At 54.7% G+C, this 20,787-nt stretch carries 18 protein-coding genes; 2 read left to right on the plus strand and 16 right to left on the minus strand.

Annotation, left to right across the window (positions count from 1 at the left end):
* Positions 1-81: 81 nt before the first annotated feature.
* The 10 genes from ACSZO4_RS12050 to sdhC form a co-directional block, all read right to left on the minus strand.
* Positions 82-1,113 carry a LysM peptidoglycan-binding domain-containing protein gene (locus ACSZO4_RS12050; protein WP_437889205.1) on the minus strand — a complete coding sequence of 344 codons (1,032 nt, stop codon included), beginning with the start codon at positions 1,111-1,113 and terminating at the stop codon, positions 82-84.
* A gap of 4 nt (positions 1,114-1,117) precedes the next feature.
* Positions 1,118-3,322 (minus strand): type VI secretion system tip protein TssI/VgrG, encoded by a 2,205-nt coding sequence (gene tssI, locus ACSZO4_RS12055; protein WP_437889207.1) that lies wholly within the window; start codon positions 3,320-3,322, stop codon positions 1,118-1,120.
* A 352-nt stretch (positions 3,323-3,674) separates the two neighbouring features.
* Positions 3,675-4,544, minus strand: coding sequence for a succinate--CoA ligase subunit alpha (gene sucD / locus ACSZO4_RS12060; RefSeq protein ID WP_437889209.1), 870 nt, complete (start codon positions 4,542-4,544; stop codon positions 3,675-3,677).
* Complete coding sequence (gene sucC / locus ACSZO4_RS12065; protein ID WP_437889211.1) at positions 4,544-5,710, minus strand: ADP-forming succinate--CoA ligase subunit beta; 1,167 nt, start codon at positions 5,708-5,710, stop codon at positions 4,544-4,546. Before sucC ends, sucD begins: the two co-directional genes overlap by 1 nt.
* A 109-nt stretch (positions 5,711-5,819) precedes the next feature.
* Positions 5,820-7,046: a 2-oxoglutarate dehydrogenase complex dihydrolipoyllysine-residue succinyltransferase gene (odhB, locus tag ACSZO4_RS12070; protein ID WP_437889213.1), complete on the minus strand. Its 1,227-nt coding sequence runs from the start codon at positions 7,044-7,046 to the stop codon at positions 5,820-5,822.
* Between the two features lie 14 nt (positions 7,047-7,060).
* Positions 7,061-9,868 carry a 2-oxoglutarate dehydrogenase E1 component gene (gene sucA / locus ACSZO4_RS12075; RefSeq protein WP_437889215.1) on the minus strand — a complete coding sequence of 936 codons (2,808 nt, stop codon included), beginning with the start codon at positions 9,866-9,868 and terminating at the stop codon, positions 7,061-7,063.
* A gap of 349 nt (positions 9,869-10,217) precedes the next feature.
* Positions 10,218-10,934 (minus strand): succinate dehydrogenase iron-sulfur subunit, encoded by a 717-nt coding sequence (locus ACSZO4_RS12080; protein ID WP_437889216.1) that lies wholly within the window; start codon positions 10,932-10,934, stop codon positions 10,218-10,220.
* Positions 10,935-10,949: 15 nt separating this feature from the next.
* Positions 10,950-12,716 (minus strand): succinate dehydrogenase flavoprotein subunit, encoded by a 1,767-nt coding sequence (gene sdhA, locus ACSZO4_RS12085; RefSeq protein WP_437889217.1) that lies wholly within the window; start codon positions 12,714-12,716, stop codon positions 10,950-10,952.
* Complete coding sequence (gene sdhD, locus ACSZO4_RS12090) at positions 12,716-13,063, minus strand: succinate dehydrogenase membrane anchor subunit (RefSeq protein ID WP_437889218.1); 348 nt, start codon at positions 13,061-13,063, stop codon at positions 12,716-12,718. Before sdhD ends, sdhA begins: the two co-directional genes overlap by 1 nt.
* The gene (gene sdhC / locus ACSZO4_RS12095; protein WP_437889219.1) at positions 13,057-13,461 is read right to left on the minus strand and encodes a succinate dehydrogenase cytochrome b556 subunit; all 405 of its coding nucleotides are present in this window, start codon (positions 13,459-13,461) and stop codon (positions 13,057-13,059) included. The genes sdhD and sdhC overlap by 7 nt, the downstream gene beginning before the upstream one ends.
* 275 nt (positions 13,462-13,736) lie before the next feature.
* Between sdhC and ACSZO4_RS12100 the strand changes: the two genes are divergently transcribed.
* Together ACSZO4_RS12100 and ACSZO4_RS12105 are read left to right on the plus strand one after the other, a co-directional pair.
* On the plus strand, positions 13,737-13,940 hold the full coding sequence (locus ACSZO4_RS12100) for a hypothetical protein (RefSeq protein WP_437889220.1): 204 nt from the start codon (positions 13,737-13,739) through the stop codon (positions 13,938-13,940).
* A 160-nt stretch (positions 13,941-14,100) separates the two neighbouring features.
* The gene (locus ACSZO4_RS12105) at positions 14,101-15,387 is read left to right on the plus strand and encodes a citrate synthase (protein WP_437889221.1); all 1,287 of its coding nucleotides are present in this window, start codon (positions 14,101-14,103) and stop codon (positions 15,385-15,387) included.
* 37 nt (positions 15,388-15,424) lie between these two features.
* Here ACSZO4_RS12105 and nei read toward each other — a convergent pair whose 3' ends face one another.
* The 6 genes from nei to phrB are packed head-to-tail and all read right to left on the minus strand — an operon-like array spanning position 15,425 to position 20,737.
* Positions 15,425-16,216 (minus strand): endonuclease VIII, encoded by a 792-nt coding sequence (nei, locus tag ACSZO4_RS12110; RefSeq protein WP_437889222.1) that lies wholly within the window; start codon positions 16,214-16,216, stop codon positions 15,425-15,427.
* 17 nt (positions 16,217-16,233) lie between these two features.
* A complete protein-coding gene (gene pxpA / locus ACSZO4_RS12115; RefSeq protein WP_437889223.1) occupies positions 16,234-16,974 on the minus strand; it encodes a 5-oxoprolinase subunit PxpA in 741 nt (246 codons plus the stop codon).
* Positions 16,964-17,896, minus strand: coding sequence for a 5-oxoprolinase subunit PxpC (pxpC, locus tag ACSZO4_RS12120; RefSeq protein ID WP_437889224.1), 933 nt, complete (start codon positions 17,894-17,896; stop codon positions 16,964-16,966). The genes pxpA and pxpC overlap by 11 nt, the downstream gene beginning before the upstream one ends.
* Positions 17,890-18,546, minus strand: a complete 657-nt coding sequence (gene pxpB / locus ACSZO4_RS12125; protein ID WP_437889225.1) for a 5-oxoprolinase subunit PxpB — start codon at positions 18,544-18,546, stop codon at positions 17,890-17,892. The genes pxpC and pxpB overlap by 7 nt, the downstream gene beginning before the upstream one ends.
* Positions 18,547-18,557: 11 nt before the next feature.
* Entirely contained in the window at positions 18,558-19,307 is a 750-nt protein-coding gene (locus tag ACSZO4_RS12130; RefSeq protein WP_437889226.1) for a type 2 GTP cyclohydrolase I, read from the minus strand.
* An 11-nt stretch (positions 19,308-19,318) separates the two neighbouring features.
* Complete coding sequence (gene phrB / locus ACSZO4_RS12135) at positions 19,319-20,737, minus strand: deoxyribodipyrimidine photo-lyase (RefSeq protein ID WP_437889227.1); 1,419 nt, start codon at positions 20,735-20,737, stop codon at positions 19,319-19,321.
* Positions 20,738-20,787 lie beyond the last annotated feature (50 nt).

A 20,787-nucleotide genomic window follows, 5' to 3' on the forward strand; every position in this document is an offset into this window, starting at 1 on the left:
GAACCAGATTTAATCTGACAGACACCTGTATAAATAACCGGTAACTGTCAGATCAGGTCTGAGCTAGTACACCTTATGTTCTCATAACTGACGATTAAATCGCACCTTCCTTAACGTCTTCGTCATCCAGGTGCCATTCAAAAACTGCGTCATTCCCGCTGCAGAACTTTTATATACCGTAAGCTGTCCCGTTGAGTTTGCAGAGTCTCTGCAGACAGACGTTGGTTTCCATACTCCCCCAGGATATTTAGCGGCTTCCGCATTAATAACAGCCGCAATACTCTGCGGCATGATACCGCTCCGCTCAGATGCGCGAATAATATCATTCCAGTAAATAACATTCTTCCCTAACATCAAATCATAACGGTTAGGACAAACATGATTCACATGGAGCCTGGGCTTGCCATCGGTATCTCTTCCAACGTTGATGGTATTAAGTGCGGTACTTTCATTTTCAACATTACCTGCCGGACCCGTTAATGCCGCGCTTTTTCCTTTCACTCTCACCTTTGGGCTTGAGAGCGTCACCTCCATTTTGCCTTCCGGAGGGACAAAGTGGGCAATTTCTTTTATCTTTCCCAGTCCGCTGGATACAGAGATCTTAATTTCAGCTTCAGCCTCCGCTGTAAAATCACCAATCCGGCCAAGACCATCGGTTATGGATTCGTAAACCTCACCCAGTGCTGAGGTAACTTTAACCTTCAAACCGACAATAGGTTTCTCTATCAGATCCGCAAAAGAGAATGATAACAGACACTGCTTATTATCAATTCTCTCTTCACTTCCCTCTTGACTGTCATCCAGCGTGTAATGCTTTTGTGGAATTTTTATCTCCTGCCCCGGATAAATTAAGGCCGGATTTTCGATATTGTTATAATCAGCAAGTTCGGCAATTGAGCAATGATATTCTTTGGCGATTTGTCCAAGCGTATCCCCTTTACGCACAACGACATTTTGCTCATCCGGCGATAATGACCAGATATCATCTAATGGAACAGGCTTATCCTCCTGATCAAGGTAACATTTCCAGTCAGAAGACCATCCCAGAAAACCATCATATTCTGTCGGTTTATCCTGTGGTCCATCAAAAAGTGGTGTGGGTTTTGTCGTCACGTGATTATTCTCCAGTGCAGGGTCTGAATAAAAGTTCGTTACTCTGGATACCGTCAATTCCTTTTAGGGTGCCAAACATATGGTTTAATTCAGGCTCTGCTGATGTCAGATTCTCGTCATCTTGCCTGTTTGACTCCCCGGAATGGCCCTCATCTCCTCCGGCACCGCCGTTGCCCTGATCCGTTGACGGCTGATCCTCATCCGCTAGCGCCTTGAGCATTCCCGGCATTAACGTTCCGACTGGCGAGCCCGGACTCCCACCGCTGTTAAGGTTGATTTTTGGACCACTGATATCCACGCCGCCTGCATGGATGACCACAAATGCGTCCCCGGCTTTCAGAGTGATGCAACGACTCTCCAGCACAATGTTATCTTCCACCCGGATACCCAGCACACCGGCCACCTTCTGCGCCATGTCGCCCCTGACCTCCAGACTGTGCATTCCCTCCGTCAGGCTGATGTGATCTCCTCGGGTGGTGTACGCCAGGGTCCCTTCAACCGTCACCTTACGATCGTTTGCCACGTACAATCCCTCGTCGTGACTGATATCCGTTCGCCGGTCATGCTTCACCTTCACCGTCTGGTTGTTGCCGACCCTGACATTCCGATCATGCCCCACGGTGATGCTCTGGTTATTCCCGATAGTCTCCGTATGGTCCACCTTCACCCTGGTGGTCCGGTTATTCTGCACCTCCGTATCCATGTTCTTCTGCGCATGGATATAGACCTGTTCATTCTCCGTCGCATCCTCAAAGCGCAGTTCATTAAACCCCTCGCCCTTGTACGTCTTCGAGCGGATGGTCATCTGCGTCTTTGTTCCCGGCAGACCGCCCGGCGAGCGGTTATTGTGGTGGTACGTCCGCCCCATGATTATCGGCTGGTCCGGGTCTCCGTTCAGAAAGTCCACTATCACTTCCTGACCCACCCGCGGAATGGCCAGATTGCCAAATCCCGCGCCCGCCCACGCCTGCGACACCCGTACCCAGCACGAGCTGTCCTCATTCCCCGGTGAGTAACGGTCCCAGTGAAAACGCACCCGCACCCGGCCGTACCCGTCGCAGAAGATTTCCTCGCCTTTCGGGCCCGTCACAATCGCGCTCTGCGGGCCGTCCACTCTGGGTTTTTCCCGTGGCTGTACACGCCATGTCCTGTCCGCCGGTATCGCCTCAAAATAATTACTCAGCGTGGTTCCGGCTCCCCGACTTCCATGCTGCGCCTGCGGCTGTTCCCCGGTCAGCACACTCCCCACTATCTGCCATTCACGGTTCAGCGGGTCTGACGGATGCCCGCTCAGGGTGAAACGCTTACCCGGCCACAGGACCGGCGAATGACTGTAGCCCGTCGCGGTCTCGGCATCATTCCGCCAGCCCTCGACCTGATAGCGGGCAAACACCTTCCCGTGCGCCTCATCCTTAAATCGCCCCGGATAATCAAAGATTTCATACTGCGTCAGCTGTCCGTTCAGGTGCTTCCCGTCATGGGCGTAATACGCCGACCAGTGCAGGATATGGAAGGTATAGTCCTGGGTTTCCACTGACGAAGGCCGTATCTGTGCGTGATAGCGGAACTGGCTGATGCACGCCGTTGACGCGTCCGTATTGCCGTCCGGATTGAACGGCAGCGGTCTTTCCAGCGCCGACGCCCCGGCCACATCGTCGGTCAGCACCAGCGTCTGCTCCGCGATGTCCGGTGCGGGCCAGTCATAAAAGAAGATGCCTTCCTCCGCCCACAGCCGCGTCAGGAACGCCAGGTCGCTTTCACCGTACTGCACGCAGAACTCCCGCGCCGAGTGCGCCTCATAAAAAACCGGCGTCCAGTCAGTGACGCCGTTTTCCTTCAGCAGAATGGAAGAGATAGTCTGGATGTCCTGCTGCTGGAAGATACGGAAGTTCTGCCGCAGCCCGCAGCGCCAGAGCAGCGGAGAGATAATCAGGTGGTATCCCGTCTGCCAGCGATTGTTTTCACGCAGGGTGAACGCCGTGACAATGCCGCTGACCGTGCGTTGTGGTTCATTTCCCTGCCAGAGAGTCAGTACCGCCGTCTTTTCCAGAAAGTCCGTCGCGGCCAGGTCCGGCAGGTTGCTGGCGATATCCACCTTCAGCATGAAGGGTTTTGAGTAATGCTGTACCAGACGGAAACTCACCACCGCTATGGCGGTCTCCGCCAGACCGTCGATATTCAGCGTAAAACGCACGCCCTGTGCTGGCATAATTTATATTCCATTATTTAACTGACACCAGACACATCAGCAATATCAATTATTCATCCTTATTAATTAGACCAGGTAAATAATTAACAGAGATGGCAACTGGCGGATAAATGTACATTTAAAGATGGAATAAATAATCACGAAAAACAAGCCATTTTATTTTTTTCGGATAACAACCCTGAATCAATTAAACTGACATTCATAAGATTTATATAATTGATATATATATTTCACCAGAATGATTTATGTTTTCCTTATCGGATTTTATTAAAAAAATAAAAAAGGCCGCTCTTTGCAGAGCGGCCAACCATGTCGAACATATTACCGCCCCTTTAAAAAGGGGCCTTAAGACTTATTTGATGATCGATTTCAGCGCTTCGCCGATATCTGCCAGGCTGCGAACCGTCTTCACGCCAGCCGCTTCCAGAGCAGCAAATTTCTCATCCGCTGTCCCTTTGCCACCCGCGATGATCGCGCCTGCGTGACCCATACGTTTGCCTTTCGGCGCGGTAACACCGGCGATATAGCCGACGACCGGTTTGGTCACATGATCTTTGATGTACGCGGCCGCTTCTTCTTCCGCGCTACCGCCGATTTCACCGATCATGACGATCGCTTCGGTCTGCGGATCTTCCTGGAACAGCTTCAGGATATCGATAAAGTTGGAACCCGGGATCGGGTCGCCGCCGATACCTACGCAGGTGGACTGACCAAAGCCGTAGTCAGTGGTCTGCTTAACCGCTTCATAGGTCAGCGTACCGGAGCGGGAAACGATGCCCACTTTACCCGGCTGGTGAATGTGCCCCGGCATAATGCCGATTTTGCATTCGCCAGGGGTAATCACGCCCGGACAGTTCGGGCCAATCATCCGCACGCCAGCCTGATCCAGTTTCACCTTCACGGTAAGCATATCCAGCGTCGGGATGCCTTCGGTAATGGTGATAATCAGTTTGATACCCGCATCAATGGCTTCCAGAATGGAATCTTTGCAGAAAGGAGCCGGAACATAGATAACGGAGGCTGTCGCACCGGTGGCTTCGACGGCTTCGCGCACGGTGTTAAACACCGGCAGGCCCAGATGAGTGGTGCCGCCTTTGCCTGGCGTCACACCGCCAACCATCTGCGTACCGTAAGCAATGGCTTGTTCTGAGTGGAACGTCCCCTGGCTACCGGTAAAGCCCTGACAGATAACCTTGGTGTTTTTATCGATTAAAACAGACATTATTTACCCTCCACTGCGGCAACAACCTGCTGCGCTGCATCCGTCAGACTTTTCGCTGCAATAATATTCAGGCCGCTGTCAGCCAGGCGTTTGGCGCCCAGTTCCGCGTTATTGCCTTCCAGACGTACCACAACAGGTACGTTAACGCCCACTTCTTCAACCGCGCCGATGATGCCATCAGCGATCAGGTCGCAACGGACGATACCGCCGAAAATGTTCACCAGCACGGCTTTGACATTGTCGTCGGAGAGAATGATTTTAAAGGCTTCAGTCACACGCTCTTTGGTCGCACCGCCGCCCACATCAAGGAAGTTTGCCGGTTCGCCGCCGTGCAGTTTCACGATGTCCATGGTACCCATCGCCAGACCCGCGCCGTTAACCATGCAGCCGATGTTGCCGTCCAGAGCCACATAGTTCAGCTCCCAGTGAGCAGCCTGCGCCTCACGTGGATCTTCCTGCGACTGGTCGCGCATCTCGCGCAGATCCGCCTGACGGAACAGGGCGTTACCATCGGCGCCCAGTTTGCCATCGAGGCAGATCAGATCGCCCTGCTTAGTAATAACCAGCGGGTTGATTTCGATAAGCGCCAGATCGCGCTCAAGGAAAATGGTCGCCAGGCCCATAAAGATCTTGGTGAACTGCTGAACCTGCTTACCTTCCAGACCCAGTTTGAACGCCAGCTCACGGCCCTGGTACGGCATTGGACCGGCCAGCGGATCGAGGGCGATTTTGTGGATCAGGTGCGGGGTCTCTTCCGCCACTTTTTCAATTTCCACACCGCCTTCGGTAGAGGCCATAAACACCACACGACGGGAGCTACGATCGACGACCGCGCCCAGGTACAGCTCTTTATCAATATCGGTTGCAGCTTCAACCAGGATCTGATTTACCGGCTGACCGTTGGCGTCTGTCTGGTAGGTCACCAGACGTTTACCGAGCCAGTTTTCCGCGAACGCGCGAATATCTTCTTTGCTGTGAACAACTTTCACGCCACCGGCTTTACCACGACCACCAGCATGCACCTGGCATTTCACTACCCACGGACCGGCACCAATTTTGGAGGCGGCTTCTTCTGCTTCACGCGGCGTCGTACACGCATAGCCTACTGGCGCAGGCAGACCGTAACGGGCAAAAAGTTGTTTTGCCTGATATTCATGTAAGTTCATGTTCTGTCCATCCGGTTGATAAATGCATTACTTTTCGCCGGGTGACGATTCGCTTACCCGGCCTGCGAAAAACCCGGCAGGCAAACGCTGCCGGGCGTTACGGCTAAAACTATACGTCGAGCAACAGACGGGTCGGATCTTCCAGCAGATCTTTAATCGCCACTAGGAAGCTGACCGACTCACGACCATCGATCAGACGGTGATCGTAGGAGAGCGCCAGGTACATCATCGGCAGAATTTCAACTTTGCCATCAACGGCCATTGGGCGGTCTTTGATCGCATGCATCCCGAGGATCGCGCTCTGCGGTGGGTTGATGATAGGCGTGGACATCAGCGAACCAAAGACGCCGCCGTTGGTGATAGTGAAGTTACCACCGGTCAGGTCTTCAACGGTCAGTTTGCCGTCACGGCCTTTAATCGCCAGATCTTTGATCCGTTTTTCAATATCGGCCATACCCAGAGTATCAACGTCACGCAGCACCGGCGTAACCAGACCTCGTGGCGTGGAGACCGCCATGCTGACGTCAAAGTAGTTATGATAAACCACGTCATCGCCATCAATTGAGGCGTTCACTTCCGGGAAGCGTTTCAGGGCTTCCACGACCGCTTTGACGTAGAAAGACATAAAGCCCAGACGGATACCGTGACGTTTTTCAAACGCGTCACCGTACTGCTTACGCAAATCCATAATCGGCTTCATGTTCACTTCGTTGAAGGTCGTGAGCATTGCGGTCGAGTTTTTCGCTTCCAGCAGACGTTCCGCCACGCGTTTACGCAGACGGGTCATCGGCACACGTTTCTCAGAACGACCAGCCAGCTGTGGCGCCGCCGCAGGAGCTAATGGTGCGGCAACTTTGCTCTCTTCGCTCTTCGCCGGGGCTTTCGCCAGATGTTTATCAACATCTTCGCGAGTAATTCGACCACCAACACCGGTGCCTTTGATCGCGCTGGCTTCAAGATTGTGCTCTCCCAGCAGGCGACGGATCGCCGGGCTGAGCGCATCATTGGATTGTTCTTCCAGGGACGCCTGCTGGCGCTGAGCCGGGGTCGACTCTTTGGCGTCAGATTTCGCGCTGCTCTCTTTACCTGCGCTGTTACCTTCACGCAGGCGACCCAGGATCTGGCGCGAAGTCACGGTAGTACCTTCGTCTTCCAGTACTGCGTCGAGGATGCCGTCCGCCGATGCGGGTACTTCCAGTACCACTTTGTCAGTTTCGATTTCTACCAACACTTCATCACGTTGGACGCTATCGCCCGGTTTTTTGTGCCAGGTCGCAACGGTCGCATCAGCAACGGACTCAGGCAGGTCGGGTACAAGAATATCTACGCTACTCATTATTTATCCTTTATTTAATCGACGTTCAGCGCGTCATTGACCAGAGCTTGTTGCTGTTTCTGGTGAACGGACAGATATCCTACCGCTGGCGAAGCGGAGGCCGGACGACCTGCATAACGCAGTGACGCCCCAAATGGAATCACTTCATTGAAATGATGCTGGCTGCAATACCATGCGCCCTGGTTAAGCGGTTCTTCCTGGCACCAGACAAAATCTTTCACATGTGCATACTGCTTCAGCACTTCCTGAACCGACTGATGCGGGAACGGATAAAGCTGCTCAATACGTACAATCGCGACATCCTTCTGATCGTTCTTACGACGCTGATCAAGCAAGTCGTAATAAACCTTACCAGAACAGAAGACAACGCGCTTAATACCTTGCGGATCAAGGTCATCAATTTCACCGATCGCAGGCTGGAAGGTGCCGTTCGCCAGCTCATCGAGAGTAGAAACCGCCTGCGGATGACGCAGCAGAGATTTCGGCGACATCACGATAAGTGGGCGACGCATGCCGCGCAGCGCCTGGCGACGCAACATATGGTAAACCTGGGCTGGCGTCGACGGGACGCACACCTGCATGTTTTGTTCAGCGCACAGTTGCAGGTAACGTTCCAGACGGGCGGAGGAGTGCTCCGGTCCCTGACCTTCGTAGCCATGCGGCAACAGCATAACCAGACCGCACATACGGCCCCATTTCTGTTCGCCGGAGCTGATGAACTGGTCAATAACCACCTGCGCGCCGTTGGCAAAGTCACCAAACTGCGCTTCCCAGATGGTCAGGGTACGCGGCTCTGCGGTGGCATAACCGTATTCAAACGCCAGTACCGCTTCTTCAGAGAGGACGGAATCCCAGACTTTGAACGGCCCCTGGCTGTTGTGAACATGGTGCAACGGAGTATAGGTGGAACCATTGGCCTGGTTATGAATGACCGCATGGCGATGGAAGAAGGTGCCACGCCCGGAGTCTTCCCCGGACAGACGCACCGAGATCCCTTCATCAACCAAAGTGGCGTACGCGAGGTTTTCCGCACCGCCCCAGTCAAACAGCTTCTCACCTGCCGCCATGGCCTGGCGGTCAGAGTAAATTTTCGCCACGCGCGCCTGCATTTCAATGGCATCCGGCACTGTGCTGATGCGTTTGGCCAGCTCCTGAACGCGTTTCATTTCCACTTTGTTCGGGTAGATCTCATCCCATTCGTGGTTGAGGTACGGCGACCAGGTAAAGGAGTGCATGTTCATCGGACGCCATTCCTGGACCACGCACTCACCGGCATCCAGTGCGTCACGGTACAGATTCACCAGCTCAGTGGCATCTTCGAGGGTCGATACGCCTTCATACTCCAGCTTGTCGGCATAGAGCTTACGCGGCGTCGGGTGTTTTTTGATTTTCTGGTACATCAACGGCTGAGTTGCGCTTGGCTCGTCGGCTTCGTTATGGCCGTGACGGCGGTAACACACCAGATCGATAAACACATCGCGTTTAAAGGTATTACGGAAATCTAGCGCCACGCGGGTTACAAAGGCGACTGCTTCCGGGTCATCGGCGTTGACGTGGAAAATCGGCGCCATCACCATTTTACCGATATCAGTACAATACGGTGTGGAGCGGGCATCCAGAGGGTTGGAGGTGGTAAAGCCCACCTGGTTATTGATGACGATACGGACGGTACCGCCCACTTCATAACCCCGCGCCTTGGACATGTTCAGGGTCTCCTGAACCACGCCCTGACCGGCTACTGCCGCGTCACCGTGAATGGTGATCGGCAGGACTTTATTGCTGCCCGGCTCATCGAGTCTGTCCAGACGCGCGCGCACAGAGCCCATTACCACCGGGCTGACAATCTCCAGATGCGATGGGTTAAACGCCAGCGCCAGGTGCACCAGGCCGCCTTCGGTTTCCATATCTGATGAGAAGCCCATGTGGTACTTCACGTCGCCGGTGCCGAGGTGCTCTTTGTGTTTACCGGCAAATTCGTCAAACAGATCCTGCGGTTTCTTACCCAGAACGTTAATCAGCACGTTCAGACGACCACGGTGAGCCATGCCCAGCACCACTTCACGGGTGCCATTTTTACCGGCATGACGGATCATCTCTTTGAGCATCGGCACCAGCGCATCGCCGCCTTCCAGCGAGAAACGTTTGGCGCCCGGGAATTTCGCCCCCAGATAGCGCTCCATCCCTTCTGCGGCGGTGAGCTCGCTCAGGAAACGTTTTTTCTCTTCAACGCTGAAGGTGGCATGGCCCACCACGGACTCAATACGCTGCTGGATCCAGCGTTTCTCTTCCGTGCTGGTGATGTGCATATACTCGGCGCCGATGGAGCCGCAGTAGGTCTGCTTGAGGGCCTCGATCAGCTCACCCAGCGGCATTGTCTCTTTGCCGATAGCAAAAGAGCCAACGTTAAAACTTTCCTGCAGATCGGCTTCGGTTAAATCATGGAAGGCAGGATCGAGGTCGGTGACCCGCTCCTGCTGCCAGAGTCCCAGCGGATCCAGATTAGCCTGCTGATGACCGCGAAAGCGGTAGGCGTTGATCAACTGCAGGACTTTAACCTGCCTGGCGTTGGTATCAGGGTCAGAAATGGAAGATGAGTAACGTGAGGCATCCTTCGCTAAACGACGGAAATAGTCACGTGTTTTTGAATGGAATTGATCCGGTTTCACTCCGGTGCCCGGTAACTCTTCAAACATGGCACGCCAGTTTGCATCTACCGAGTCAGGATCGGTTAAGAAGTCTTCATAGAGCTGTTCTATCCAGCTCTGGTTGGAGCCAGAGAGGTAAGAAGAGTCCAGCCAGGCTTTCAAAGCGCTGTTCTGCATCGTGATCCCTTAAGCATTGTTATGCTTACATCGCCGTGGATAACTACGACGTGCGCCGACGCACACGTCCCGGGGTTCACTTGCGAGCTCTTGGTGGCTCGCGAAGGAACCTTTAAAAACTGCCTCTAATCTTCTCCGTTCGGGCTACGACTGCGGTGGCTACCTTCGCTCACACCGGTCACATAGTTCACTATGCTCCCGGCGATTCGTTCAGTTGCCGTCTTGTCTCGCCGCGAACGTATTGATTAGTTCAATCGCATATAGCGGTTTTTAAAGGTTTCCTGCTTATTGCCCTCTCCCGTTAGGGAGAGGGTCAGAGTGAGGGGAAACAGCACGCCCCTCACCTTCCTTATGCACTGCGTTGTAACAACATCGATTTAATATGACCGATGGCGCGCGTCGGGTTCAGCCCCTTCGGACAGACACTGACGCAATTCATGATGCTGTGGCAGCGGAATACGCTGAAAGCATCACTTAACCCTTCCAGACGATCCTCGGTTTCGGTGTCGCGGCTGTCGATCAGGAAGCGATACGCAGCCAGCAGACCTGCCGGGCCGATAAACTTATCCGGATTCCACCAGAACGACGGGCATGAAGTAGAGCAGCAGGCGCACAAAATACACTCATACAGTCCATCGATCTTCTCGCGCTGTTCCGGCATCTGTAAATGCTCGCGAGCGGGTGGATTTTGCCCATTATTCAATAAGTAAGGCTTAATCTTCTCATATTGGGCATAGAATTGCCCCATGTCCACAACCAAATCACGGATTACCGGCAGCCCTGGCAACGGACGAATGACAATCTTCTGTTTGCCGTTGCCCAGCGCCGACAGCGGCGTGATACAGGCCAGGCCATTCTTACCGTTCATGTTCACGCCATCAGAGCCGCAGACACCTTCACGGCAGGAGCGACGAAACGACAGGCTCGGATCCTGCTCTTTGAGCAACATCAACGCATCCAGCAGCATCATGTCACGCCCTTCTTCACCTTCAAGCGTGTATTCCTGCATGCGCGGAGCATCGTCAACATCCGGGTTATAGCGATAAATCGAAAACTCGAATTTCATTTTCCTGTCTCCGCATTAATAAGTACGAATCTTCGGCGGGAATGCCGGACGCAGTTTCGGTTCCATATTGACACTACGACGCGTCATGGATTCCGTCTCTGGCAGATACAGGGAATGGCACAGCCAGTTTTCATCATCACGTTCCGGGAAGTCGAAGCGGCTATGGGCGCCACGGCTCTCGGTACGGAAGTTGGCAGATACCGCCGTTGCGTATGCGGTTTCCATCAGGTTATCCAGCTCCAGGCATTCAACACGCTGAGTGTTGAACTCGCTGGAGGTGTCATCCAGACGGGCATTTTTCAGACGCTCACGAATCGCTTTCAGTTGTTCAAGCCCTTTGGCCATCGCATCACCTTCGCGGAATACCGAGAAGTTATGCTGCATGCACTCCTGCAACGCTTTACGAATAACCACCGGATCTTCACCGTCACGGTTGTTGTTCCAGCGGTTGAGGCGCGCCAGGGAAGCATCGATTTCCTCGTCGGTGGCATCGCGCAGTTCACCCTGCTCAGCGATGGACTCCTGCAGATGCAGGCCCGCAGCACGACCAAACACCACCAGATCCAGCAACGAGTTACCACCCAGACGGTTGGCACCGTGGACGGAGACGCAGGCGATTTCACCAACGGCAAACAGGCCTGGAATCACCACATCTTCGCCCTGCTCGTTCACCGTCAACGCCTGACCTGTCACTTTGGTCGGGATCCCGCCCATCATATAGTGACAGGTTGGGATAACCGGGATCGGCTCTTTGACCGGATCGACGTGGGCAAAGGTACGGGACAGTTCCAGAATGCCAGGCAAACGCGACTCGAGCACCTCTTTGCCGAGGTGATCGAGTTTCAGTTTGGCATGCGGACCCCAGGGGCCGTCGCAGCCACGCCCTTCGCGGATTTCGATCATGATAGAACGCGCCACCACATCACGACCCGCCAGGTCTTTCGCGTTTGGCGCATAGCGCTCCATAAAACGCTCACCGTGTTTATTTAACAGGTAGCCGCCTTCCCCACGGCAGCCTTCGGTGACCAGTACACCCGCCCCGGCGATACCCGTCGGGTGGAACTGCCACATTTCCATATCCTGCACCGGTACACCGGCACGCAGTGCCATCCCTACGCCATCGCCGGTATTAATGTGGGCGTTGGTGGTGGACTGGTAGATACGCCCGGCACCGCCGGTCGCCAGCACGGTTGCACGCGCTTTGAAATAGACCACTTCGCCGGTTTCAATACACAGTGCGGTACAGCCGACAACCGCGCCATCCTGGTTTTTCACCAGATCCAGCGCATACCACTCCGAAAAAATAGTAGTGTGATTTTTAAGGTTTTGCTGATAAAGCGTGTGTAATAGTGCATGACCGGTGCGGTCAGCTGCTGCCGCAGTACGTGCAGCCTGCTCGCCGCCGAAGTTTTTTGACTGACCGCCGAACGGGCGCTGGTAGATTTTACCATCGTCGAGACGGGAAAAAGGCAGACCCATATGCTCCAGCTCCAGAATCGCTTCCGGGCCGGTTTTACACATATATTCAATTGCGTCCTGATCGCCAATATAGTCCGACCCTTTTACGGTGTCGTACATGTGCCATTCCCAGTTATCTTCATGGGTGTTACCCAGCGCAACGGTGATACCGCCCTGCGCCGATACGGTATGCGATCGGGTTGGAAAGACTTTGGAGAGCAGCGCACACGTCTGGCCGCTCTGGGAAATTTGCAGCGCTGCGCGCATACCTGCGCCGCCAGCACCAATAACGACAGCATCAAATTCTCTGACTGGCAGTTTCATTACACACCCCACACCACAACGAATCCATAGATGACGTAAACCGCGAGTGCAACGACGATAGCCAGTTGCAAAATAAGGCGTACAGCCACGGGTTTAACGTAGTCGGTCAACACCTGCCACATGCCAATCCAGGCATGGATCAAAATAGAGAACAGCGCCAGCAGGGTGACGACTTTGGTAAAGGCGGAAGCGAAGAAGCCTGACCAGACTTGCCAGGTGACATCGCCGGTGATGGCGAAGAAGCCCACCATATAGATGATGTACAGCGTCAGGACAAGGGCGGAAGCACGGACCAGAAGATAGTCATGTACGCCATTGCGTCCTAATGCGGAGGCGTTGCTTACCATACGAGGACTCCTGCGAGAAGTGAAAGCACGACAGTAATAACAAATGACAAATTAGCGGAACGCTTTCCTGCCTCAAAAGTTTCTTCCAGCCAGCCAAAATCCATGAGCATGTGGCGAATACCGCCGACTGCGTGATAAGCCAGCGCAGTCAGGATGCCCCACAGAATGAATTTAACAAAAAAGCTGCTCATGATAGCTGAGGCGGACAGGAAGCCTTCTTCGGATGACAGCGACAAACCCAGCAGCCACAGCAGAATGCCAACCGCGATAAAAGTAATCACGCCGGACACACGATGCAGAATGGAGGCTATTGCCGTAACAGGAAACCGGATCGTTGTAAGATCTAAATTGACAGGTCTTTGTTTTTTCACATTTTTTATCATGAATAACGCCCACATGCTGTTCTTATTAGTTTCCTTCCTCCGGTCTGCGTGCGGGTCAGACAGCGTCCTTTTCTATAACTGCGCGTCATGCAAAAAATTTGCTTCCAGATGCTAAACGACAGGTTACAACGCTGGGTGGCTCGGGATTGCAGGGTATTCCGGAGACCTGGCGGCAGTATAGGTCGTTCACAAAATCATTACAATTAACCTACATTTAGTTTGTCGGGTTTTATGCAGAACAGTGACGACCATCACGATAACAACATTATTTTAAAGTTTAACCATCTAGTTTGACAAAATTTAAACATTACTGTTACAAATCCACCCGAAAGAGAGATATAATTCGCAAAAGTTATGGGGTCTATCTTTCACCTGCAAATAAGTTATGCAACAGTGTGATTGAATTGACCGAATTAATCAGGACAGTTATTAGTGATAACCAGTTTTGTAAATTTCGGACTACTGACTCCCTGATTTGTTGTTGTTTCAACTGAATTTTCGATGCTGACCTGCATGCGCCCATCGCTCTGTACCCTGGTATCTCCTCTCATCAGAGCAGCGAGCAACATAATAATCTGGTAGCGTTAAAAGGCAGTTTGAATGCAAATCCGGTAACAGGTAGTCTTAAGCAATAAGGCGCTAAGGAGACCGTAAATGGCTGATAAAAAAGCAAACCTCACCTACAATGGTGACGCTGCTATTGAACTGGATGTGCTAAAAGGCACGCTCGGTGAGGATGTTATTGATATCCGTAGTCTCGGTTCAAAAGGGGTGTTCACTTTTGACCCAGGTTTCACCTCTACCGCATCATGCGAATCAAAAATCACCTTTATCGATGGTGATGAAGGCATTTTGCTGCACCGTGGGTTCCCGATTGATCAGTTGGCTACCGACTCCAGTTATCTCGAAGTGTCCTACATTCTGCTGTACGGCGAAAAACCTACGCAGGAGCAGTATGACGAATTCAAACTGACCGTCACCCGCCACACCATGATCCACGAACAGATTACCCGTCTGTTCCACGGTTTCCGTCGCGACTCGCACCCGATGGCGGTACTCTGCGGTGTTACCGGCGCCCTTGCTGCGTTTTACCACGACTCACTGGATGTGAATAACTCACGCCATCGTGAAATCGCCGCCTTCCGCCTGCTGTCCAAAATGCCGACCGTTGCCGCGATGTGTTACAAGTACTCTATCGGTCAGCCGTTCGTTTACCCACGTAACGACCTCTCCTATGCCGGTAACTTCCTGCGGATGATGTTCGCCACGCCGTGTGAAAATTACGAAGTGAACCCGGTTCTGGAACGGGCAATGGACCGGATCCTGATCCTGCACGCGGACCATGAGCAGAACGCCTCCACCTCGACCGTGCGTACCGCCGGCTCTTCCGGCGCTAACCCGTTTGCCTGTATCGCCGCAGGTATCGCCTCCCTGTGGGGACCGGCGCATGGCGGTGCGAACGAAGCGGCGCTGAAAATGCTCGAAGAGATCAGTACCGTTAAACACATCCCGGAATTCCTGCGTCGCGCCAAAGACAAAAACGATTCGTTCCGTCTGATGGGCTTCGGTCACCGGGTGTATAAAAATTATGACCCGCGCGCAACCGTGATGCGTGAAACCTGCCATGAAGTACTGAAAGAGCTTGGCACCAAAGACGATCTGCTGCAGGTGGCCATGGAACTTGAGCATATCGCCCTCAACGACCCGTACTTTATTGAGCGTAAACTCTACCCGAACGTCGACTTCTACTCCGGTATCATCCTGAAGGCGATGGGCATTCCGTCCTCCATGTTCACGGTTATTTTCGCCATGGCGCGTACCGTCGGCTGGATTGCACACTGGAATGAAATGCATGACGATGGCCTGAAAATCGCCCGTCCGCGTCAGCTGTACACCGGTTATGCTAAACGTGAGTTCAAAACCGATCTCGAAAAGCATTAATCGTCGGTTGACCAAAAAACCCGCTGGGGCGGGTTTTTTATTGCTGACAGCCAAGGCACCAGTAAAACGGCCTTGAGGATAACGTGGTTTTCTCAATCGTCCCGCCACAGCGCTCGCATGGCTCCCCTTCCCGATGGAAAACCTTAAAACTAAACAGCGCGCCATGGTGGCGATTTTCATTCACCCTGCCCCGCGTCTGATAAGAAAGGCGGGGGATCGCGAGCATCGCCTGCGCCAGCCTGTCCAGTTGACTATCATCAAGATCGCAGGCCCTATGCTGAGGTGCCAGCGCGGCTTCCCACAGAATTTCCACCCGCAGATAATTGCCCAGTCCGGCCAGAAATGCCTGATCGAGCAGCAGCCCGGCAAACTGTCGGCGGGCGAAACGCATTGATAACAGACGCGCTTTAACCTGCGCCGCCGTCAGCGACATATCCAGCACATCCGGGCCAACCCGCTGTAAAAAGGGATGTGTCGCCAGCTCGTCAGCAGTCAGCATTGCGATGTCAGATGCGCTGTAGAGCAATATGGCATTGTCGGCAGTTGCCAACCGTACGCGCAGGACACGCGTCGTCTCGGGTATTTCGCCACTGCCCACCACCCGCCAGACGCCGTACAGCTGGTTGTGGCTGTACATCGTCAGGCCGCTGGAAAAATGGGTCAGCAGCGCTTTGCCCCGGGTTTCGATATGCGTAATCGTGCAACCAACCAGATCGGACGCATAAGCCTGTAAATGAGGAAAGGCAAACCAGACGCTGGTCAGGGATTTGCCTTTGACTGCCGCTTCAAGACTGTCTGCGGCGCGGCGGATTTCCGGTCCTTCCGGCATAACCTGTTCCTTCGCGTTTAAATATCGGCGCTTACGGCAATGTTCTCTCTGGCAAATGCCGCCCGCAACTGCCGGGCAAAGGCCAGCGCGTGTTCGCCATCCCCATGTAAGCAGAGGGTTTGCGCCAGCACCTCAACATCCACGCCGTTGATGCTGGTCACTTTTCCGTGGCGTACCATACTGAGCGTTTGCGCCAGCGCATGCTTTTCGTCGGTAATCAGCGAGCCTGGCTGGCTGCGCGGCACCAGACGCCCGTCATCCTGGTAGCCCCGGTCGGCAAACACTTCCTGCCGGGTTGCCAGTTGGTAGCGCGCGCCTGCCCGAATCAACTCACTGCCAGCCAGTCCGATAAGCAGCAAACCGCGATCAACATCATGCACCGCCCGCGCGATAGCATCAGCCAGCGGCGGCTCAACGGCAGCCTGGTTATAGAGCATGCCATGAGGCTTAACATGCCGCAGACGCCCGCCCTGCGCCCGTACTATCGCCGCCAGCGCGCCGATCTGATACAGCACCTGAGCATAGACGGTCTCCGGGGCCAACTGCATCGCGGTGCGACCAAAATTCTCCCTGTCCGGGAAGCCCGGATGCGCCCCCACCGCCACGCCGTGTTTTAACGCACTGCGCACGGTGACCAGCATGGTGTGCGCATCTCCGGCATGAAACCCACAGGCTATGTTGGCTGAGGAGATCAACGTCATCAGCGCGGCATCATCAGCGCAGCCTTCGCCAAGATCGGCGTTAAGATCAATCTTCATGGCGAACGCGCCAGGCCAGCTGTTGCAGAAAACGCGCCTGTTCGCGCCTTGCGGTCAGCGCCTCTTCAAGGGTACAGGGGACAAAATGCACCGGCTGGCCCAGTGGGATCTGTGCCAGATGGTACATATCCGCCTCAATAACACAGGCAATGCGCGGGTAGCCGCCAGTGGTCTGGGCATCGTTCATCAGCACAATAGGTTGCCCGCCAGGCGGAACCTGCACCACGCCCGGAAGCAGGCCATGGGATAACAACTCCCGCCCGGAGGTACGAACCAGCGGCTGGCCCTGCAGTCGGTAACCCATGCGGTTGCTTTGCGGGTTGAGCTGCCAGGGTAAGCGCCAGAATGCCTCCTGAGAGTGCTTATCAAAGTCCTGGTATTCGGGGCCTGGGAGGGCGCGGATCCGGTTACCCCACAGCAGTTGCTTCACGCCGCGAGATGCGCGAAGCGGGTGCGCAGAAGGCAGAAGCGGGATTTTGTCCCCATCCTTCAACAACCGGCCTTCCAGCCCGCCCAGTCCGGTTTTGAGATCCGTACTGTATGAACCGAGCACGCGGGGAACATCCAGTCCACCCGCAACGGCAAGATAGCTGCGCACACCGTGCTGCGGGCGCTTCAGCACCAGCCGTTGCCCGGCCTTTACCGGGTAACGCCAGCCTGTCCAGACCGTTTTTCCCTCAAGCCGGGCCTCACACCCGGCTCCGGTAAGCGCAAACCAGCTATCGCGGCCAAACTCAATCTCACACTGGCCCAGCGTGATTTCCAGCCCTGCGGCATCGGCCTCATTACAGACCAGCGCATTGGCGATGGCTAACGCCGGGCCGTCAAGCGCGCCGCAATAGCTCAGGCCTGACTGGCGTAATCCGGTGCGCTTACCGCCCTGGACGCTGGCATAGATCCCGGCGCGAATAATTGTCAGCATATGCCTTCCTTGCGGGGGATAAATCGAAGAGTGTCGCCGGGACGCAGCAGCACCGGCTCGGGTAATGCGGGATTAAACAGTGGCACGTCGGTGCGACCAATCAGATTCCAGCCGCCGGGGGTTTCCAGTGGATAAACGCCCGTTTGTGTGCCGCCAATGCCCACTGATCCTGCGGGGACGCGCACGCGAGGTTCAGCGCGTCGCGGTGTGGCAAGGCTTGCGGGCAGCGTCCCGAGATACGGGAAACCGGGCTGGAAGCCCAGGAACCACACCACATAATCAACAGAGGCGTGCAGTTCAACCACCTGCTTCTCGGTTAAGCTGGCTTGCCTGGCAACGAGCGCCAGATCCGGTCCGGCAGCGCCGCCATAAATCACCGGGATCTCAATCATTCGCGACTCAGGCTCCAGGGCTTCGCTCTCCTCCCACCAGCGCTGTAATCGTTCGATCGCATCCAGCGCCAGTTCCTGCGGATCGCGCAATACCACGGTGATGTTATTCATGCCGGGGATGGCTTCCACCACTTCGGGTACATCGGCTAAACGCTGGGTTAATCGCCAGATGCGTTTTTGCGTTGCAAGCTGAACAGGAGGTTCCAGTTCCAGCACTACCGCCGTTTCACCTAACAGATAACAGCGCGCTCGTTGCATCTTTCCTCTCCTCAGGCCGGATTCGGAATATCAATAAAGGTCACATCAAGCTCGGTGTTTTCGGTCAGCCACTCGCTTAAGGCGCGAATACCGCCGCGCTCGGTGGCGTGGTGGCCGGCTGCGTAAAAATGCAGCCCCTGCTCGCGGGCTGAGTGAATGGTCTGCTCTGAGACTTCACCGGTAATAAAAGCATCAACGCCAAAGCGCGCGGCGTTATCGATAAACCCTTGCCCGCCGCCGGTACACCAGGCCACGCGCTTGACCAGATCCGGTCCGGTATCGCCGCTCCATAGCGGCTTGCGCCCAAGGCGGGCTTCAATCCAGGACGCCAGTTCAAGCCCTGGCACCGGCATGGACAGTTCCCCCCATGGCAGCAATTCTTCGCCCTCCACGGTGCCCATCACGTTGATACCCAGCAAAGCGGCGAGCTGGACGTTATTGCCCAGCTCCGGATGCGCATCCAGCGGCAGGTGCCAGCCATACAGGTTGATATCATTAGCCAGCAGCGTTTTCAGGCGGTTACGCTTCATGCCCCGGATAACCGGCGCTTCATTTTTCCAGAAATAGCCGTGATGAACGATAACGGCATCCGCCTCCAGACGCACCGCTTCATCGAGCAGCGCCTGACTGGCGGTAACGCCGGTAATGATTTTCTGTACGGTTTCACGTCCCTCAACCTGCAAGCCATTGGGGCCGTAATCGCTGAACGCCGCACTGTTGAGTTTCTCGTTAATCAGGCTTTCCAGTTCAGTATTTTTCATCGTCTCTCTCTTTACGATTTACGGGCGGCTTCATATGCCGCCAGCGTGGCTGTACGTGCCTGCTTGTGATCCACGACAGGCCGTGGATAGGACAAGGAGATATCGGCTTTATCCGCCCAGGCCCAGGGAGTGTGAATGGCCTTTGTGGGCACCTCTGCCAGTTCCGGGATCCACTGACGAATAAACGCCCCTTCGCTGTCAAACCGCTCGCCCTGCGTGGTGGGGTTGAAGATGCGAAAATAGGGGGCGGCATCGGTGCCGGTAGAGGCTGCCCACTGCCAGCCGCCGTTGTTTGCGGCAAGGCAACCATCGACCAGCTGAGACATAAAATAGCGCTCGCCTTTACGCCAGTCGATCAACAAATCTTTCACCAGAAAACTGGCCACAATCATCCGCAGGCGATTGTGCATCCAGCCGGTGCTGTTGAGCTGACGCATCGCCGCATCCACAATCGGATAGCCGGTTTGCCCCAGCTCCCAGGCCCGAAGTAGCGCTGGCGCCTCCTGCCATTTGACATTATCTGTCCAGCGAATAAAAGGGCGATGCTTACATAAATCAGGATGATAAGTCATTAAGTGGCGGTAAAACTCCCGCCAGATAAGTTCGTTGAGCCATACCGACCCGTTACCGCCGCTGAGCGCATCGGGCTGCTCTGCCAGCAGTCGGTGTAAACACTGGCGTGGCGACAATACGCCGATAACCAGACAGGCCGACAGGCGACTGGTGCCCTCGATGGCCGGGAAATCCCGTTGCTGTTCATATTCACCCGCATGATGCTGACAGAAGTGCCGCAGTTGCCCAATCGCACTTTTCTCATCCGCCGGGAACCATGCTGGATCAAAAGGCTGTTGTGGATAGTCGAATTCAAGCGTCGGCAGTTTGCCCTCAAGCGCTCCTGTTTCCCGTACCCGCGGGGCCGCAACGCATTCGGGCATCTCCTCTTTGAGCCGGCGCAGCCAGGCATTTTTATAGGGCGTAAAGACCTTATACATTTCATGATTGCCGGTCACCACGCTGCCAGGCGGCAGTATCACACTGTCGTCAAACCCTTGAAAGGCTACGCCTGGCAGGGCTTTCTCAACGGCGGCATCCCGCAATCGTTCATTCACTTCATACTGATAGTTATAAAAAAGATGGCTGACCTTTTCCTCTTCGCACACCGCGCGCACCACGTTCACACTGGCGGCAAAATCGGCCACTTCCCGGTAAATGAGGGGGATGCCCTTCTCCGCCAGCGCCTGCTGCAACATATTAAGCTGAGCCTGAAGGTAGGATGCCTGACGCGGCGCCATGACATGCTGCTGCCACTGTTTCGGGGTGGCAATAAATAAGGCTTTTACCGCAGCGGATCCCTGACGGCAGGCAGCCGCAAGGGCAAGATTATCGTGGATGCGCAAATCTGCGCGAAACCAGACCAGATGGGTGGTCATAACTCTCCTGGTTGTCAATGTCCGAACATAAGCGTAGGAAAACCCAGCCC

It is taken from the genome of Phytobacter sp. V91, from assembly GCF_965644225.1.
Taxonomy (GTDB): domain Bacteria; phylum Pseudomonadota; class Gammaproteobacteria; order Enterobacterales; family Enterobacteriaceae; genus CBFFRJ01.